General features: G+C 39.2%; 12 protein-coding genes. 5 read left to right on the top strand and 7 right to left on the bottom strand.

From position 1 onward, the window contains the following. Positions 1-166: 166 nt before the first annotated feature. Both I6F40_RS11150 and I6F40_RS11145 read right to left on the bottom strand, forming a co-directional pair. The gene (locus tag I6F40_RS11150) at positions 167-2,749 is read right to left on the bottom strand and encodes a TonB-dependent receptor plug domain-containing protein (RefSeq protein WP_197192929.1); all 2,583 of its coding nucleotides are present in this window, start codon (positions 2,747-2,749) and stop codon (positions 167-169) included. A 506-nt stretch (positions 2,750-3,255) separates the two neighbouring features. Continuing rightward, complete coding sequence (locus I6F40_RS11145; RefSeq protein ID WP_002959779.1) at positions 3,256-3,570, bottom strand: DUF962 domain-containing protein; 315 nt, start codon at positions 3,568-3,570, stop codon at positions 3,256-3,258. A 164-nt stretch (positions 3,571-3,734) separates the two neighbouring features. Here I6F40_RS11145 and I6F40_RS11140 point away from each other — a divergent pair, with 164 nt between their 5' ends. Further along, entirely contained in the window at positions 3,735-5,891 is a 2,157-nt protein-coding gene (locus tag I6F40_RS11140) for a prolyl oligopeptidase family serine peptidase (protein WP_166377634.1), read from the top strand. A gap of 103 nt (positions 5,892-5,994) precedes the next feature. Here the strand turns inward: I6F40_RS11140 and I6F40_RS11135 are convergent, their stop codons facing one another. Further along, positions 5,995-7,287, bottom strand: coding sequence for an anti-phage deoxyguanosine triphosphatase (locus tag I6F40_RS11135; RefSeq protein ID WP_166377633.1), 1,293 nt, complete (start codon positions 7,285-7,287; stop codon positions 5,995-5,997). Between the two features lie 247 nt (positions 7,288-7,534). On the opposite strand from I6F40_RS11135, the gene I6F40_RS11130 reads away from it, so the two are divergent. Next, positions 7,535-8,341 (top strand): glucosaminidase domain-containing protein, encoded by an 807-nt coding sequence (locus I6F40_RS11130; protein WP_166377632.1) that lies wholly within the window; start codon positions 7,535-7,537, stop codon positions 8,339-8,341. Next, the gene (locus I6F40_RS11125; protein ID WP_101162854.1) at positions 8,334-9,002 is read left to right on the top strand and encodes a DUF2987 domain-containing protein; all 669 of its coding nucleotides are present in this window, start codon (positions 8,334-8,336) and stop codon (positions 9,000-9,002) included. The genes I6F40_RS11130 and I6F40_RS11125 overlap by 8 nt, the downstream gene beginning before the upstream one ends. A 72-nt stretch (positions 9,003-9,074) precedes the next feature. On the opposite strand, the gene I6F40_RS11120 is transcribed toward I6F40_RS11125, so the two are convergent. The 3 genes from I6F40_RS11120 to I6F40_RS11110 form a co-directional block, all read right to left on the bottom strand. Next, the gene (locus I6F40_RS11120; protein WP_165726368.1) at positions 9,075-10,079 is read right to left on the bottom strand and encodes a LacI family DNA-binding transcriptional regulator; all 1,005 of its coding nucleotides are present in this window, start codon (positions 10,077-10,079) and stop codon (positions 9,075-9,077) included. Between the two features lie 62 nt (positions 10,080-10,141). Further along, positions 10,142-11,464, bottom strand: coding sequence for a glycoside-pentoside-hexuronide (GPH):cation symporter (locus I6F40_RS11115; RefSeq protein ID WP_165727734.1), 1,323 nt, complete (start codon positions 11,462-11,464; stop codon positions 10,142-10,144). A gap of 46 nt (positions 11,465-11,510) precedes the next feature. Next, on the bottom strand, positions 11,511-12,839 hold the full coding sequence (locus I6F40_RS11110) for a GH1 family beta-glucosidase (RefSeq protein ID WP_166377631.1): 1,329 nt from the start codon (positions 12,837-12,839) through the stop codon (positions 11,511-11,513). Positions 12,840-13,097: 258 nt separating this feature from the next. On the opposite strand from I6F40_RS11110, the gene I6F40_RS11105 reads away from it, so the two are divergent. Together I6F40_RS11105 and I6F40_RS11100 are read left to right on the top strand one after the other, a co-directional pair. Then, a complete protein-coding gene (locus tag I6F40_RS11105; RefSeq protein ID WP_166377630.1) occupies positions 13,098-14,372 on the top strand; it encodes a sugar MFS transporter in 1,275 nt (424 codons plus the stop codon). Next, a complete protein-coding gene (locus I6F40_RS11100) occupies positions 14,372-16,924 on the top strand; it encodes a glycoside hydrolase family 3 protein (RefSeq protein WP_166377629.1) in 2,553 nt (850 codons plus the stop codon). Before I6F40_RS11105 ends, I6F40_RS11100 begins: the two co-directional genes overlap by 1 nt. Positions 16,925-17,111: 187 nt before the next feature. On the opposite strand, the gene I6F40_RS11095 is transcribed toward I6F40_RS11100, so the two are convergent. Then, positions 17,112-18,065: a GGDEF domain-containing protein gene (locus I6F40_RS11095; RefSeq protein WP_197192928.1), complete on the bottom strand. Its 954-nt coding sequence runs from the start codon at positions 18,063-18,065 to the stop codon at positions 17,112-17,114. Positions 18,066-18,315: the final 250 nt, after the last annotated feature.

Here is an 18,315-nt window from a genome sequence, read left to right as displayed (position 1 = left end):
ACTCAGTAGTAAGGTGTAATTCTTTAATAAATTCAGACATAAAAATAGGCCACAACTTCTGTTGTAGCCTATTATGAGCCCTTTGAAAGATCGTTCAATTAGCTTAAACGATCTGCATTACCTAATCGGTGGCTTTTGTGTGTTTGGTTACTTTAAGCTGTGCTTATTAAAACTTCATTTCTATTTTACCGTACACGTAGCGTCCGTTAAATCCATACGGCGAGAAGCTAGAGTAAGCAAATAAACGTGAGAAGGTGGTTACATCGTCAACATTTTCACGTGTTGCGTCTGGGTAAACATCAAAAATGTTATTAGCCCCTAAGCTCAGCGATACGCTTTCACTTAGCGAGTAGGCGACATCTAAGTCGGTTATCCATTTAGGCTTTAGCACTTCGTTACGTTCTGGGATATCTGAAGGGTCTTGAGTTTCGCCGTAACGTGTTGTTCTAAGCGTGGTACGTATGTCGTCGTTAGTCCATGTTGCGCTTAAGTTGTACTTATTACGCGGTGTGCTTACTTCAAAACGACGCAGCTCAGTGCCTGAGAACAAGTTGTCTTGATCAAACCCTGCACCTTGCAGCTCTGCTGGTGGGTCGATAATATTTGTTACTTCATTTTTACCGTAGTTGTAACCTAGGTTAAAGGCTAAATCGCCATAACCATCAGTTGCTACATTATATGAGGCAACCACATCAACACCACGGGTTTTGCTGTCAATTGCATTTAAGAAGAAGCGACCTTGGTTAGCGCCTGTGCTTTGAAGTAAATCGGCAATAGCATCGCCCGATAAGTTGTTTGATAGCACAATGCGGTCATCAATTAATATTTGGTAGTAATCAACCGATAAGCTGAAATTAAAGTCGGTAGACCATGTAAAACCAACGCCGTAGTTTGTTGCTTCTTCAGCATCAAGACCTGGTGAGCCCAGTGCTTTTGCTACATCGCTGCTTGGTGCAAAGGTACCAGTTTCGGTTGGTTCGCCATCAACAAATACAGTGGCTACTGAGGTAAAGTATTGCTGCTGCAAAGAAGGTGCTCTAAAACCAGTAGATACAGAGGCGCGTAGTGCTAAGTCTTCAGTTAATGAATAACGAGTTGCAATTTTACCGTTAAGTGTATCGCCAAAGTCTGAGTAATCTTCATAACGGGCGGCAACCGCTAAATTCCAATCGTCGGTTAGGTAGGTTTCAAGGTCTATATATAAGCTCACGTTGTGGCGGCTGTTATCGCCCTCTGATTCGGGTGTAAACCCCGGGAATACTTGTGCCCCCGCTGCGCCAAACGGGCCATCAACTGGGTCGGTTACTGCGCCTCCTGGGCCAAATGTGCCTTGTGCATATGATGCTTCTTCGCCTGCATCTATTTGGTATCCTTCGCGGCGATACTCAGCACCTACAGCTACGTTTACAGAGCTTTCTAAAAAGCTGACGTCTACCTCGCGGCTAAAATCAACGTTTAAAGTAAGTTGATCGTAGGTAAGTGTTCCTGCATCAAAGCTTGTTTGGCTAGTAGGGCCATATGAGGTATTTAAGCTATTTATAACACCAAACTCAAATGCATCTTGACCATATACGGCCGATACATCGTAATTCCATTCACTTACAAAACCTTTAGCGCCAAGTGCCAGTGAAAAGTCATCTATATCTGAGGTAATAACAGGTAAAAAGCCATCAGGGTATACTTCTTCTATATTACGGCTATCGCTTGCACGGCGATAAAACCCGCCGCCTTCGCCTTCACGTTTGCTGTAAGAGCCAAACGAATATAAGTCGACTTCGTTTGTTAACTGGTAACCTGCGTTATAAAACATTGAAAAATCTTCAACATCGCCATTACCAAAGTTATGGTTATATCGATTTACGGTAAGTTCACGTGGGTCAAGCGCGCCATCTACTGATCCGTCATCTATGCGTGCGTAGTTTTCACGGTTATCGTAGTCTGAGCGGTTAGTTGAATGGCGGTCGCGGTATTCTGTTGAGATGTTTAAAAAGCCATTATCGCCAAGCTCAAAACCCATATTACCTTGCAGCGTTAATGTTTGACCATCGGTTAAAGAGCGATCGCCCCCTTCGGTAAATGCTAAATTACCATCACTGCCTTCAGAAACTGATTCAAGCTGTGGTACACCGTCCATTTCGGTTACGTTAGCACCATATATAGCCGCAACTGAACCACCGCTGCTGGCACTTTTAAGTACAATATTAATAACACCAGCTATAGCGTCAGAGCCATATTGCGCTGCTGCACCATCGCGTAATACTTCAATACGGGCAATAGCATTTGCAGGTATCGCATTTAAGTCAACCGATGATGAACCACGACCCGTTGAGCCATTTAAGTTAAGTAATGCGTTGCTGTGGCGGCGCTTACCATTAACAAGCACTAAGGTGTGATCGGGTGCTAAGCCACGAAGCTGAGCGGGGCGTACATGGTCGCTGCCATCAGTAAGTGATGCTTGTGGGAAGTTAAAGCTGGGTAATAAACTGCTAAGTAGGGCATTCGTTTCAGTAAAGCCTGAGTTTTTAAGTGCATCTGCACCAATTATATCGATGGGTACTGCGCTGTCTTCTACTGTACGGCCTAATCGGCGAGAGCCAATTACGCTTATTTGTTCGATGTTTTCTTCTGCTTTAGTGTCTTGCTCTGCAGCATTTACTGAGAGCGAACCAAGTAGTGCAGCAGACGCGCTCATTGCGAGTAATATTTGTGGTACCGATTGCTGTAATTTAAATAACGGTTTTCTATTCATGCTGTATTTCCCCATACCCATTGAATTATTTTAGTTTTGTACAAAAAGATTAAACCTCTTTGTTACCTTGAACATATACTTAATTAACAAAGTCAGTCAATTGAATAACATTCAATTAATTTAAGGGTTTTTATAATTACATTTGGTTGTTTTTTATAATGATCATTGTTTTGGTTATATAGCGAAGGTAATTGCTAAGTAATTGATGGATAATGAATTATATTTAAAAGTTAAATTTAACGTTTAATTAACTGGTAAGATGAGATTGATGGGTTAAATTAATTATGGGTAGGGAACCATTTTTATTGGGCTGGCAATAAATAGCAGTTAAGTTATAAATATTTTTAAAAATGTAAAATACAAATAAACCTATTAAATGTTAACTAAATTAACATTTAATGGGTGTATTATAAATTATGTACTACTTATTAGAACCTATACTTTAAAGCATGAAGCAATTTTGTTTTTATAAGTAATTGGTATAAAAAAGAATGCTAAAAATAGTGTTAAAATTTAATTTTTCCAACAAGCATATCTTTAAACATTACCCAATCTCCCCACAAACTGTAAAAAGGGTGTTTAAAAGTAGCTGGGCGGTTTTTTTCAAAAAAGAAATGCCCAACCCACGCAAACCCATATCCAATAACAGGTAATAGCCACAATAAACTGTAGTGTTGTTTTAATAATGCTATTGCGATTACAGCAAGAACGAGGGTGCTTCCTATAAAATGTAAGCGGCGGCAAGTAACATTGCGATGCTCTTTTAAATAATAAGGGTAGAAGGCTTTAAAGCTTTTAAACGTGGGGTTTGTACTTTGCATAGTATGCTCTTTTATTGTTTTTTATTTTAATGAGGGTCGTGCTATTAAAGCGTAAGTTTACATTTGTTTACAGCGATAAATGGCGCTTAACGCATCTAAATAGACAAAAGGGCTAAAAGTTAATAACTTAGGCGCACTATTAATAAATAAGAATGGAACTCAGGATGTTTAAACATACTTTAGCGTGTGCTGTAATTGTAGCGCTTAGCGGCTGTTCAGAGCCAACTAATACGGTAACTCAAGAAGAAGTAAAAGCACCAATGAAGCAAGTTAATGCAGTTATATACCCAGAAACAAAAAAAGGCGATATCGTAGACACCTACTTTGAAGAAGCCGTTAGCGACCCGTATCGTTGGCTTGAAGATGATATGAGCGACGAAACTGCCGATTGGGTTAAAACGCAAAACAATTTAACGTTTTCTTATTTAGAACAAATACCTTATCGCGATAAGTTAAAGCAGCGCCTTGAAAAACTAATGAATTACGAAAAAATAGGCGCTCCTTTTACTGAAGGCGATTACACCTATTTTTATAAAAACGATGGCCTGCAAAATCAATATGTTTTGTACCGCAGTAAAGATGGCGGCGACGTTGAAGTATTTTTAGATCCAAACAAGTTTAGTGAAGATGGTACGACGTCTATGTCGGGCTTATCGTTTTCAAAAGATGGCTCATTGCTCGCGTATCAAATATCTGAAGGCGGCAGCGATTGGCGTAAAATTATAGTTATTGATGCACATACTAAAGAGCAAGTTGAAGAAGCGCTTGTTGACGTTAAATTTAGTGGCATTGATTGGTTAGGCAACGAAGGTTTTTATTATTCAAGTTACGAAAAACCTAAAGGGAGTGAACTTTCGGCTAAAACAGATCAGCATAAAGCGTATTACCATAAGCTAGGTACTGCTCAGTCTGCTGATAGTGTTGTATTTGGTGAAACTGATGAGCAAAAACATCGCTATGTAGGCGCTGATGTAACTCAAGATGGCCATTACTTACTTATTTCAGCTAGTACGTCTACCTCAGGCAATAAACTGTTTATAAAAGATCTAACAAAAGAAAACAGTGAGTTTGTAACGGTTGTGGGAAATACTGATTCAGATACATCAGTTATTGATAACGAAGGCAGCAAGCTGTTTTTAGTTACTAACCTTAATGCACCAAACAAAAAAGTAGTCACGGTTGATGCAAGTAACCCAAGCCCTGAAAATTGGGTTGATTTAATTCCTGAAACCAAAAACGTACTAAACCTTACAAAAGGTGGCGATACCTTTTTTGCCAACTACATGGTTGATGCTATTTCGCAGGTAAAACAGTACAACAAAAAAGGCGAGCTAATTCGCGAAATTACATTACCAGGCGTGGGTACAGCACGTGGTTTTGGCGGTAAAAAAGATCAAACAACGCTTTATTATTCGTTCACTAACTACAAAACACCAGGTACTACTTATACGTTTGATGTAGCTACGGGTGAATCGGGTGTTTATCGTAAGTCGGCTATTGATTTTAACAGCGATGATTACACGTCTGAGCAAGTGTTTTACACATCAAAAGATGGCACTAAAATACCGATGGTAATTACCTATAAAACAGGTATTAAGCTTGATGGTTCAAACCCTACTATTTTATACGGTTACGGTGGTTTTAATATTAGTTTAACGCCAAGCTTTAGCCCCGTTAATGCAGTATGGCTTGAGCAAGGTAGTGTGTACGCCGTTGCTAATATTCGTGGTGGTGGTGAGTACGGTAAAGACTGGCACAATGCAGGCACTAAATTGCAAAAGCAAAATGTGTTTGATGATTTTATTGCGGCAGCTGAGTATTTAAAAGATAAAAAGTATACATCTAAAAAGCGTTTAGCACTGCGTGGTGGATCTAATGGTGGTTTATTAGTTGGCGCGGTAATGACCCAGCGTCCTGACTTATTTCAGGTGGCTCTTCCTGCTGTAGGCGTACTTGATATGCTACGTTACCATACATTTACTGCGGGCGCTGGCTGGGCATACGACTACGGTACGAGCGAGCAAAGCAAAGAAATGTTTGAATACATTAAAGGCTATTCACCTCTTCATAATGTAAAAGCCGGTGTTGAATATCCAGCCACTATGATCACGACAGGCGATCATGATGACCGTGTTGTCCCTTCGCATTCGTTTAAGTTTGCGGCTGAGCTTCAATCAAAACAAATGGGTAGTAACCCAACACTTATTCGTATAGAAACAAACGCGGGTCATGGTGCAGGTACACCAACTAGTAAAATTATTGATCAGTACGCTGATATGTTTGGTTTTACACTATATAACATGGGCGTAAAATCTTTATAAAACGCTCTAACTAAATATAAAAACTAAAAAGGCCGAGTAAATTAAATTTACTCGGCCTTTTTAATAATGCTCAGTTTTATATTACTTACGTCTATTGGTATTGCTACTGCATAGGTGAAAACAATCGTTGATACGTTTTATAAGCGTACTCGTCGGTCATTCCGCTTAAGTAATCGCAAATTATACGCATACCTTGGTTTTGCTTTTGCGCTTCTATGTATTGTGCTTGTGTTGTTTCGGGTAATAAACGCAGCGGATCGCTAGCAAACGCGGTAAATAACTCTATTAGTAAGTTTTGACCTTTAAACTCTATTTGTTGCATTTCGGGGTCGCGTATTAAACGTTGAAACACAAAATGCTTAAGTATTTGCAATACACTGTCGTATTGGGCATCTAATTTAGCGGTGTACTTTAAAATAGGGCATTCAAAGTTATCGTTTTGAATATCTAAATGTATATGAATAATAAAGGTATTAACCAGCTCACCTATGGCATCTTTTCGCTCATAATCATTTTTTGAAAACAAACGCTTCGTGAGCGACTCAAGCATGGTGTTTAACCAGTCAAAGTTTAGTGCTTTTAAATGAGGTAGAGCATGAGTTTGCCAATCGTCTAGCGTAAGTACATGGGTTGCAATGGCATCTTCTAAGTCGTGTACGGCGTATGCTATATCGTCGGCATGTTCCATTATTGCGCTATCGAGCGATTTATACGTTGTTTTAGCGCGGTACTTATCAATAGTGGCATGGTTACCCAGCAACGTTTTATCGTTTTGACTCAGTGGTTCTACTATCCAATTGAATATGGCTGCATCGTCGTTGTACAACCCTTTGGCAGGTCGCCAATCATCTGCTTTTATAAATGCACGACCGGTTGTATCGTCGGGAATTGTATGCCATAGCGTATTAATAAACGCGGGGTATTTTATAAAACCTAATAAAGTACGACGAGTTAGGTTCATACCGTGCCCGTTACTGTAGGGCTCAAGTTTTGCAACTATGCGCAGTGTTTGTGCGTTACCTTCAAAACCACCGTGATCGCGCATCATGTAATTTAGCGCTATTTCGCCACCATGGCCAAAAGGTGGATGGCCAATATCGTGCGCCAAACACAGTGTTTCTAGCAGTCCGGTTGATGGAAAGTGCGTAAAGTCGCTATGTTGCGCTTTTAAGTGGCGCAATATGCCAGTACCAATTTGCGATACTTCTAAAGAGTGGGTAAGGCGAGTGCGGTAAAAGTCGTTTAGGCCAATGCCCATAATTTGGGTTTTAGCTTGCAAACGCCTAAATGCAGCTGCATGAATAATACGCGAACGATCGACCTGCCACGGCGAGCGGTTATCGTTAGGACGATGTTTATATTGCTCTATTATTCGGCTTTGCCATTGTTTATCCATACTGCTTACTCACACATAGTTAATATTATTAAACTTTGCCCAGTATACCCATGGACTTATAAATTGCGAATGAACAAATGCACTACATAGGCTCTGTTTTATCTAAAATTCAAATATACTGCTGAAAATTCAACCGTAAAAGGTCATCAAACCCCAGTTATTCGCGTTTATAAAGTGGCTTAGGTATAATGCGCCTTCGTATGCTTGTGTATTAACCATGCATAACTAAGTTTGATAGAGAGAATACATGTTAAAAACGATTTTTAAGCTTTTACTAACCGTGTTTTTTGTTTGGGCGCTTGCATACCCGTTTATACAAAATGATGATGTTGATTTAGACGAGCAAACGTCAGAACAACCAAAAAAAGTGAAGAAAAAAGAAAAACCATTACATAATGTAAAACTGCCAAAGTTTTCAGAATTTAGTGATGTTAAAGAAAAAAAACATGCATTTTTTAGCTTTATTCGTCCGCACGTTGAAGCCGAAAATAAAAAAATATTACAGCAACGCGCTAAGCTTCAAATTGCACGATTAATGCTTGAGGATAACGAGCCACTGCAATCTAAGCAAAGCAAAGATATTATCAAAATTTTAGAGTCGTACGATTTACCAACAACGCTTGATACTTTAACGCTTAGTCTTGCATTGCGCCGTGTTGATATAATTCCTAAAGAATTAGCGCTTATGCAAGCTGCAAACGAATCTGCATGGGGCACATCACGTTTTGCACGTATTGGCCTTAACTTTTTTGGTCAGTGGTGTTATTCAAAAGGCTGTGGCATGGTCCCTAGACGCCGTAGTACCGGTGCTGCGCACGAAGTTGCTGCGTTTAAATCGGTAAGAGCTGCTATAAACTCTTACTTTAAAAACATAAATACGCATCCTGCTTATAAAGATTTGCGCGCAATACGTGAAAACTTACGTCTTGAGCAAAAACCAATTTTAGCGACTGAACTTACACAAGGTTTAATGTCTTACTCTGAGCGCGGTGAAGCGTATATAGAAGAGTTAAACACGATGATTAGCCAAAATAGAGCCTACTTTGATGAATAAATACATTTTTAATTGTACCAACGCTATTGTGTTAGTACTGCTGAGCATTAGTGCGTTTAATGTAAATGCGAGAGAATTTGTGATGTCGTATGACGGTTTTTACGACCGCTTAAAAATTGTTAACAAAGGCGACTTTCAATATGCGCGAGTTAACTTTTACATTAGTGATATTGGTACTAATGAAACATGTGCGATTAAAAGCGGTACTATTTTAACCGAAAGAAACGAGTATCCACTTAACTTTACCGATAAAGCACAATTACTATTGCCGTTCGATAAGCAGCTTGATACCGATAAAGCGGTCATTGTAGTAGAGCCGCTCAATCCTGTGCACGATTGCCAATTAAAGCTACAAATTGAAGCAAACGAACTTGAAGGTTTAGCATTTTCAAAGCAGTCGTTATATACCATTAACGAAGAACTTGATGAGCTATTAACTGATTTGTCGGGCTTTTTTGTAAGTAAATTAATGTGGTTTTTATTACCCGAGCAAAAGGGCGTAGCAGTTACATTTAAAAGCCCAATGCAATTTGATGATAAGAGCATAACGTGTGAAAAGTCAGTGTGTTATTTTGCAGTTGAAGATAGCTGGGAAGATGATAGCGCAGTGCTTGGCGATATATCGAACGTTATTAAAGTAACGCCTTGGATTGTTAAGTAACTCACATACAAAAAGCGGCATTTAGCCGCTTTTTTTGTACCAAAATCAGTACTCGTTTTTAGTCTTTGGTTTTTATTTAATAAGTGGTGCTGATGAATCGCGCTGCATTAAAGTAGGTTCAAAAAAACGATTTATAACGAGGTTTTTATTTTGATATACGTCTTTAAGTACTAATTTAGCAGCCATTTCGCCCATTTTCCCGACCGGATTATCTATGGTCGTGAGTGTAGGGTATAGGTAGTTTGCAAAAATAACGTTATCAAATCCAACAATCGATAAATCAATTGGTAAGTTATAACCGTGCTCTCGTGCATACTTCATGGCACCGGAGGCCATTTCGTCATTGGCGCATACCAGTGCAGTAAAGCTAAGTTTTTCATCAATAAAATGTTTTAAGCCTTTACTACCGCCAGTTTCGTTAAAGTCGCCAATATAAAAAAGCGTAGGATCAAATTTTACACCAGCCTCTGTAAGCGCTTGTTTGTGACCTTCTAAGCGGTTAAAAGCATCGGCTTTAAACTGCGGGCCTGCAATATACGCTATTTGTGTATGGCCTTGATTTAATATCGATTTAGTGGCTAGGTAACCACCTAATTGATTATCTAGGCTGATGCAGTTGTCTTTTAGTTGCTCTACGTAACGGCTCATTAAATAAACGGGTGTAGAGCCTTGGCTTAGTTTTATTAGGTAGTCGTCTGAGACAGCTTCTACGTGCAAAATAATAGCATCGCAGCGTCTGCTAATTAAAAACTCAATGCCTTCTTGTTCTTTGTCTTCTTCACTGTGTCCGGTAGTAATAATAACGTGTTTACCCGCAGCACGAAGCTCCGACTCAATACCTGCCATCATTTGGGCAAAGAAAGGACCATGTAACTCAGACACTAAAATACCGACACTGTTAGTACAGTTAGAGGCTAAAGATTGCGCTATTGAATTAGGCTTGTAGCCAAGCTGCGCCATAGCATCAAGCACTTTTTGTTTAGTTTTATCGCTTACACGGGTATTTTTGTTCATCACGCGAGAAACGGTGGCTAACGATACGCCCGCAAGCTCTGAGACTTGATAAATTGTTGCCATGTTATTTGTTCACTCGCTTATCCTTAACTACTTCGGCTAAATAATACCTTAGAGTATATATCTTAACTAGCTGTTAGTTTAGATTGAATATTTTCAACAACCTGATTAGTCAGTGTATATTTTTTCATTATGTAGGCAACAAATAATGAGCCAAAAGCAGGTAGTACAGTGAATGACAGTAAAATACCGTGTTGGGTATCAAGAGTTTGTACTGCATCGGCCTGATAACTGTAAAAAGATAACAACCAGCCTGCAATTGCGCCGCCTACAGCCACGCCCATCTTAATAAAAAATATAACGCCTGAATAAACCAAACCCGTAATGCGTACACCTGTTTTTTCATGCCCATAATCTATGGTGTCGGCCATTTTTGCCCACAACAACGGGGTTGCCATATCTAAAAAGAATTTCCATAAAATAAAGGCAGTGAATGCGAGTACTAATTGATCTTTACTAATAAAGTAACTAAAACCACAAATAGCGGCGGCAATAACTTGTAAGCTTATATAGGCCTTTATTTTACAAAAGCGCTTTGCAAGTGGTTGAGCTAAAGCACAACCTACCATGCTGGCTGCAACACCTAGCGTCATAAATAAAGTGATTAAATCGTCTCGACCTAAATAGTACTTTACGTAGTAAACAGCAAGCGTAAGCCTTAATACTTGCCCGGTAAGTAAAAAGAATGCAGCTAAGCAAAGTGTTCGCCATTGATCGTTTTTAATTAATGCTTTAACACTTTGTGCAAAAGGAATGTTTTGCTCTTTAGGCTGTTGTATACGCTCTTTTGTGCCTAAAAAACAAAGTAAAAACAGTACAAGGCCTAAAATACTCATTGCAGTCATTGTGTATTGATAACCCTTTGCTGCATCGCCTTGGCCAAAGTACTCAACCATTGGCATAGTACAACCCGCTACTATTACGCCGCCTAGCATACCAAATACAAACCGGTAAGACTGAATAGTCACGCGCTCTTTTGCGTCGCTTGTAAGTACGCCGCCCAATGCACAATAAGGAATATTAATAGCGGTGTAGACAACCATAAGCAGAGTGTAAGTAGTAAAAGCGTAAATTATTTTATCGGTGCCTTCTAAATCAGGCGTAGTGAACGCTAAAATACTAATAATGGCAAAAGGAAGGGCAAGCCAAAGTAAGTAGGGGCGAAAGTGCCCCCAGCGCGTATGTGTTTTATCTGCAAGGTTACCCATTAATGGGTCGGTTACAGCATCAAAAATACGCACTGCTAAAAACATAGTACCTACAACAGCAGGCGATAAACCCACTACGTCTGTGTAGTACAGCATTAAAAACATCATAACTGTTTGAAAAATAATATTACTGGCGGTGTCGCCTAAGCCATACGCTATTTTTTCTTTTACACTGACCATGATTGTTTATCCCGCTTTATACTTGTTTTTAGTTGTGGGTATACTCTTATCTTTTAGAGATGAGTTCTTTATAAGCTAAGCCACTATTTTTAATGGTGCGTTGCTGCGTCTTATAATCTACATACACAATACCAAAACGTTTTAAATAACCTTCTGCCCACTCAAAGTTATCCATTAAGCTCCAAGCAAAGTAGCCATCTATAACAACACCTTGTTCAATCGCATTATGAACCGCATTTAAGTGATCATTATAGTAATTTAAACGATCTAAGTCGTTAACTTCACCATTATTATATGTATCGGGCATGGCTGCGCCATTTTCGGTTATATAAATAGGCGGTAGCGTGTATGTTTTATTAAGCGATACGAGCAGGTCGGTGAACGATTGCGGGTAAACTTCCCATCCCATATCAGTCAACGGACCCGTAGGTGCAATGGGTTCATAAATGTCAGTAGGATGCGCCTTATAAACTTGGCGGGTATAAAAGTTAATGCCTAAGTAATCAATTGGCTGAGAAATTAATTCCATATCACCAGGGTGTATGTCTGGTAAATGATCGCTTGGTAATTGGTTTATTATATCGGGGTACTTACCATCCATTATTGGTTTCATGTACCACTGATTTAAGTAGTCATCAGCGTATTTGGCACTGTCTATGTCTTGTTGATTATCGGTAAGTGGATATGCGGGTGTAAAGTTAAGCACAATGCCGTTTTGAGTATTAGGCGATGTTTTATTTAGCACGTTCATGGCCAAACCATGAGCGAGTAATAAGTGATGAGCTGCTTTTTTACCATACTGCTTGCCGACTAAGCCTGGGGCATGTATGCCAATTTCGTAACCCAAAAACGCGCTGCAAAAGGGTTCGTTTAATGTAGCGTACGAATACACTCGTGTTCCAAATGCGTTAGTAATTAGTTCTACGTATTGCTCAAATGCATAAGCTGTTTTTCTGTTGAGCCAGCCGCCTTCATCTTCAAGGTGTTGCGGTAAATCCCAGTGGTACAAAGTAACAAAGGCTTTTATATTTTTTCGTTTTAGCTCATCTAAAATATCAGTATAAAACTTAACGCCTACAGGATTTAACTTTCCGTCTTGAGTCATCACGCGAGGCCATGAAATAGAAAGCCTGTAAGCATCAACACCTAGAGACTCTATTAAATCTATGTCTTGTTGCCAATTATTGTAATGATCGCAGGCAATATGACCATGTGAATTGTCAGCAATTTTACCTGCAGTACTACAAAAGGTATCCCAAATACACGGTAAGCGATGCTCATATCCGCCCTCTATCTGAAATGATGCTGTAGCTACACCATAAATAAAGTCTTTTGTTAATAGAGGTGAATTAAATGGTAATGATATTTTTGTCATTGGTTACAAACCTTTTTGAGAACTTAATTGCACGCTTAGCGCTTATTTTTACTGACTTTCAGCGGGTACAAAACATTATTAAAAATAAAAGTTGTTGAAATATGTAACATGTTCGTATTTAATTAGCCGTGAAAGCGCTTACATTTTTAGATTAATGTTAATTAATCTTCAGGTCAACTCTTAAATACTGCGCCTTAGCGGGGTTTGTATTAATTACTTACTGAAGATCAATTTATAATAATAAATTGCGGAGAGCACATGGCTAGTTCAGCACCACTGACATCACACACACAGTCGCAAAACCACCAAGATAAAAACTATGGTTTTGCACTTACATCTTTAACTTCACTGTTTTTTATGTGGGGTTTTATTACCTGCTTAAATGATATTTTGATTCCGCATTTAAAAGCGGTTTTCGATTTAACGTATGTACAAGCAATGCTTGTGCAGTTTTGCTTTTTTGGCGCTTACTTTTTAATGTCACTCCCTAGTGGACACATTGTTAAAAAGCTTGGTTATAAAAAAGGAATCGTGGTTGGGCTTTTAATTGCGGCAGTAGGGTGTGTCTTATTTTACCCAGCAGCGTCTTTACATAGTTATCCTGTATTTTTATTCGCTTTATTTGTACTTGCCAGTGGCATAACGTTATTACAAGTATCTGCAAATCCTTATGTAAGTTTGTTGGGTTCAGCAAAAACAGCGTCTTCTCGTTTAACGCTTACTCAAGCTTTTAACGCGTTAGGCACTACGGTTGCACCATCATTTGGTGCTCTGTTAATTCTGGACTCAGCGTCAGAAGCCTTTTTAACACCTGCACAAAATGCAGAGTCAGTTCAACTTCCTTACCTCCTTTTAGCTGCAATGCTTATTTTACTAGCCGGTATTTTTGCATGGCTTAAATTACCAGACATTATGAGCGAGCAAAAAGCAGAAGCCGAAAAATCAGAGGCAATTGAAGGCAGTGCTTGGCAGTATCGCCATCTTGTATTAGGTGCTGTGGGCATATTTATGTATGTTGGCGCAGAAGTGGCAATTGGTAGCTTTTTAGTAAGCTTTTTAGCACAAGAACATATTGCAGGGCTAAAAGAGCATGTTGCAGCTCATTACATCACTTATTATTTTGGTGGTGCTATGGTTGGGCGTTTTATTGGTGCTGCTGTAATGCAAAAATTACCCGCTGGTAAAGTACTTGGCTTTAACGCGACCATGGCTATTATTTTAGTCGTTATTGCCATGAGCACGTCGGGTCAATTAGCAATGTGGTCAATACTATTGGTTGGTTTATTTAATTCTATTATGTTCCCCACTATTTTTAGTTTAGCGTTAAATGGACTTGGTAAGCATACCGCTCAAGGCTCTGGTATTTTGTGTTTGGCGATTGTAGGTGGTGCAATAGTGCCACTTTTACAAGGTGCACTTGCTGATAGTGTGGGTGTTCAACTTTCGTATGTTTTACCTATTTTATGTTACATATTTATCGTGTTCTATGGTTTAAGCGGTAGCAAACCAGTTCAAGCGCAGGAGACTCTATAATGAAAACCCCTTTTACACTTAATAAAATAGCCTTAGCAACATTAATTGCATCAGTAGGTACTTTATCGGCTTGTTCAAACGACGCAGTAACATCGGTTGAAACTAATGAAACGTTATCTAAAACAGCGCAAATTTGGCCAAAACTTAATATTGCCGTTAAAAAAGATGCCGATATTGAAGCTAAAATAGTTAACTATTTAAAAGCCATGACACTTGAGCAAAAGGTTGCTCAAATGATTCAGCCAGAAATTCGTGATATTACCGTTGAAGACATGCGTAAATATGGCTTTGGTTCATATCTTAATGGCGGTGGTGCATTCCCTAATGGCGACAAACATGCAACACCAATGGACTGGGTAGCCTTAGCAGAGAGCTTTTATCAAGCTTCTGTTGATGACTCACTTGATGGCAGTAGTATCCCAACTATGTGGGGCACCGATGCAGTACATGGTCATAATAACGTAATTGGCGCGACGCTTTTTCCACATAACATTGGTTTAGGCGCGGCTAATAACCCAGATTTAATAGAGCAAATAGCGTCTATTACCGCAGTAGAAGTAATGGCTACGGGGATAGATTGGGTATTTGCACCCACTGTAGCAGTAGTACGAGACGACCGATGGGGCAGAACGTACGAAGGCTACTCAGAAGATCCAAAGATTGTTCACGATTATTCAGCAGCCATAGTAAATGGATTGCAAGGTAAAGCCGATGGCGACTTTTTAAGTGACAAGCGTGTAATTAGCACGGTTAAGCACTTTATTGGCGACGGTGGCACCGTTGATGGGGATGATCAGGGAAATAATATAGATAGCGAACAGTCGCTATTTGATATTCATGCCCAAGGTTATGTAGGTGGCTTGTCGGCGGGTAGCCAATCGGTTATGGCATCTTTTAATAGCTGGAATGGCGTTAAAAATCACGGCAATAAATATTTACTTACTGATGTATTAAAAACACGAATGGGTTTTGATGGATTCGTAGTAGGCGATTGGAACGGTCATGGGCAAATTAAAGGCTGTACTAACGAAAGCTGCCCAGAAGCTGTAAACGCTGGTCTTGATATTTTTATGGTGCCAACAGGCGCGTGGAAGCCATTATATGAAAATACAATTGCACAAGTAAATGCAGGTAAAATAAGTATGAGCCGCATTGATGATGCGGTTGCACGTATTTTACGCGTAAAGTTACGCGCTGGGTTATTTGATAAACCAAGCCCGGCTAAGCGTCTTTACTCGGGTAAAACAGAACTTATTGGCGCGCAAGAGCATCGCGAAGTCGCACGCCAAGCTGTGCGCGAATCGCTTGTATTACTTAAAAATAAAAATAACCTATTACCTATCGCAGCTAATCAACGCGTACTTGTTGCAGGTGATGGTGCTGATAATATAGGTAAACAGTCGGGTGGTTGGAGTATTACGTGGCAAGGGACTAATAATAAAAATGCAGATTTCCCTGGAGCAACGTCAATTTACAAAGGGCTTGAAGAGCAAATATCTGCAGCAGGTGGAAGTGTTACTTTAAGTGCTGATGGCACGTTTGAGCAACGTCCAGATGTTGCCATTGTTGTATTTGGTGAAGAACCTTACGCAGAAGGGCACGGCGATAAAGATAACCTTGAGTTTGAGCGCGGAAATAAAAAGTCATTAGCACTTTTAAACTCGCTAAAAGAGCAAGGCATTCCTGTTGTATCGGTGTTTATATCAGGTCGACCTATGTGGGTTAACAGCGAACTTAACGCATCTGACGCGTTTGTAGCTGCATGGTTGCCAGGTACTGAAGGCGCAGGTATTGCTGATGTTTTATTAAAAGCGGCAGACGGCACCATTCAAAATAACTTTAAAGGTAAATTATCGTTTTCTTGGCCTAAATCAGCGGTACAAACTGCGGTTAATAAAGGCGATGAAAATTACGACCCATTACTCCCTTATGGTTTTGGTTTAACGTACGGCGATAAAAACGTGTTAGCTGACGACCTTGATGAAGACTCTAAACTTGATAACTCAGGGCTTACGAGTATGGATATACTTGTTGGTGCACCTGTAGCACCATGGCGCTTATTGTTAAAATCGGGCGATGAGCTTTTAGATGTATCGAGTAGTACTCATGAATTTGGTGCAATTAAATACCGAACTGAGGACAAAATAGTACAAGAAGACGCTCGCCAATTTAGCTTTAGCGGTGCAGAAAAAGCCAGTGCTGAAATAGTAACAAGCTTTGCAGAAGATACCATTGCCTACGTTGAAGCCGATAGTGTGATTAGCTTTGATATTAAATTAAACGAAGCACTAACGAGCGATATAGCACTTGCTATGACTTGCTCGGGCGAATGTGGTGCAAGCATTGATTTAGCAAACGTTGTAGATAAAAGCATTGAGAATAAATGGCAGTCAGTATCAATCGATTTAGGTTGTTTTGCTGATAAGGGTGTTAATTTTGCAAACCTAACAAGCCCATTTAGCTTACGCAGCAATGGTAAAGCATCAATTTCTGTGGCTAATATTCAGTTTGTGCCTAATAAAGCAGGCGAAGCTACACTGTCTTGTAAGTAGTTTATTAACTCTATTGTGTATACCAAAGCCCTTCGAATGAAGGGCTTTTTTTATGTAGAGGATTAATACTAACCTGCATAAATACTTGAGCTAATTGATATAACTAAATAGGAGCAAGTGGCTATAAATACAAAGAGTTACCACGTTTTTATAGGAAGAACCTTTTTTATAATAGCTTGTAAAATAATTAGCACTGCATTAAGAGGTTTTTTTCGTCAAAGCTAACTACTTTATCTCTGCCGGTTTCTTTAGCAAGATAAAGGCGTTTATCAGCCAACGACAGTAAGTCTTTTACACTCACTTTACCATTTACAGAGTGACTCACTCCGGCGCTCACAGATAGTTTTATATGCGCGTTTTGATAATAAAACGGATGCTTAGAAATATTTTCACGTAAGTGCTCTGCATATTCTTTAGCTGCTCGTAGGGAATAGTCTGGTAGTAATATTGCAAATTCTTCACCGCCTATTCTGGCGCAAATACCCTCATCAATAAATTGCTCTTTTATGTGCTGCGCAATCCATTTAATTGCTTGATCGCCCGTGTCGTGGCCGTACTTATCGTTTACATGCTTAAAAAAGTCGATATCTAGAATAATTATAGATACATCTATATTATTGTTATTAGGTTGTTTAAGGACTGCTTTGGCGTTATTAAAAAAACCTCTGCGATTAAATAACTGTGTAAGAGAGTCGGTATTGGCAAGGTTCGATAGCGTGTATTCACTATTAGAAAATAACAAAAATGGCAGTATAAGAGCACTCAGTGTGGCTAATAGTAAATGACTAATAAGCACAATTTGCAAAGGGGTTGCTACATCTTGAATACTCGAACTAAGTACCGGTATTGATAGAAATATAGCATTTAAAAACATAACTCCACTGTGCACTAAAAAGCAGGTAATTAACGCCTTTTTCTGGGCTTTAGCAACAAAGCTCATGCTTTTGATTAAATACGCTGTGTAAATAAATAATCCGGCAATTACTAAACTCGTTAGCATTTTTGCTGCACCGAAAGGATAAATTGCCAATAACAATAAGCTAGAAAAACCAAATATGCAGTAAAGAGGCATTAAGCTAATATTTTGTACGTTTTTGTATTTATATAGTCCAACAATAATTAAAAGTGGGCTAGTAATCATTGAAACACTAGCCAAATAGTGGGTTATTAAAGGAAGATCTATGAATAAGCGCAAACATGCTAGTATTTCGGCTAATGCGAATGTGGCACAGGCTAAACCAAATAATAAAAAAGATGTTTGTTTTTTATATTTATAAATTGAGAGAAAAAATAAACTTATGAACAAGTTAAGGATAAAAGAGAAGAAGATCACAGTAGGCAAATGAAACATGATTTATTCTCTTTATTATAAAATGATGAAATATATATTT

Origin of the sequence: Pseudoalteromonas sp. SWXJ133, from assembly GCF_015864365.1 — a bacterium.
Classification (GTDB): Bacteria; Pseudomonadota; Gammaproteobacteria; order Enterobacterales; family Alteromonadaceae; genus Pseudoalteromonas; species Pseudoalteromonas arctica.
This window is presented reverse-complemented; position numbering and strand designations above follow the sequence as displayed.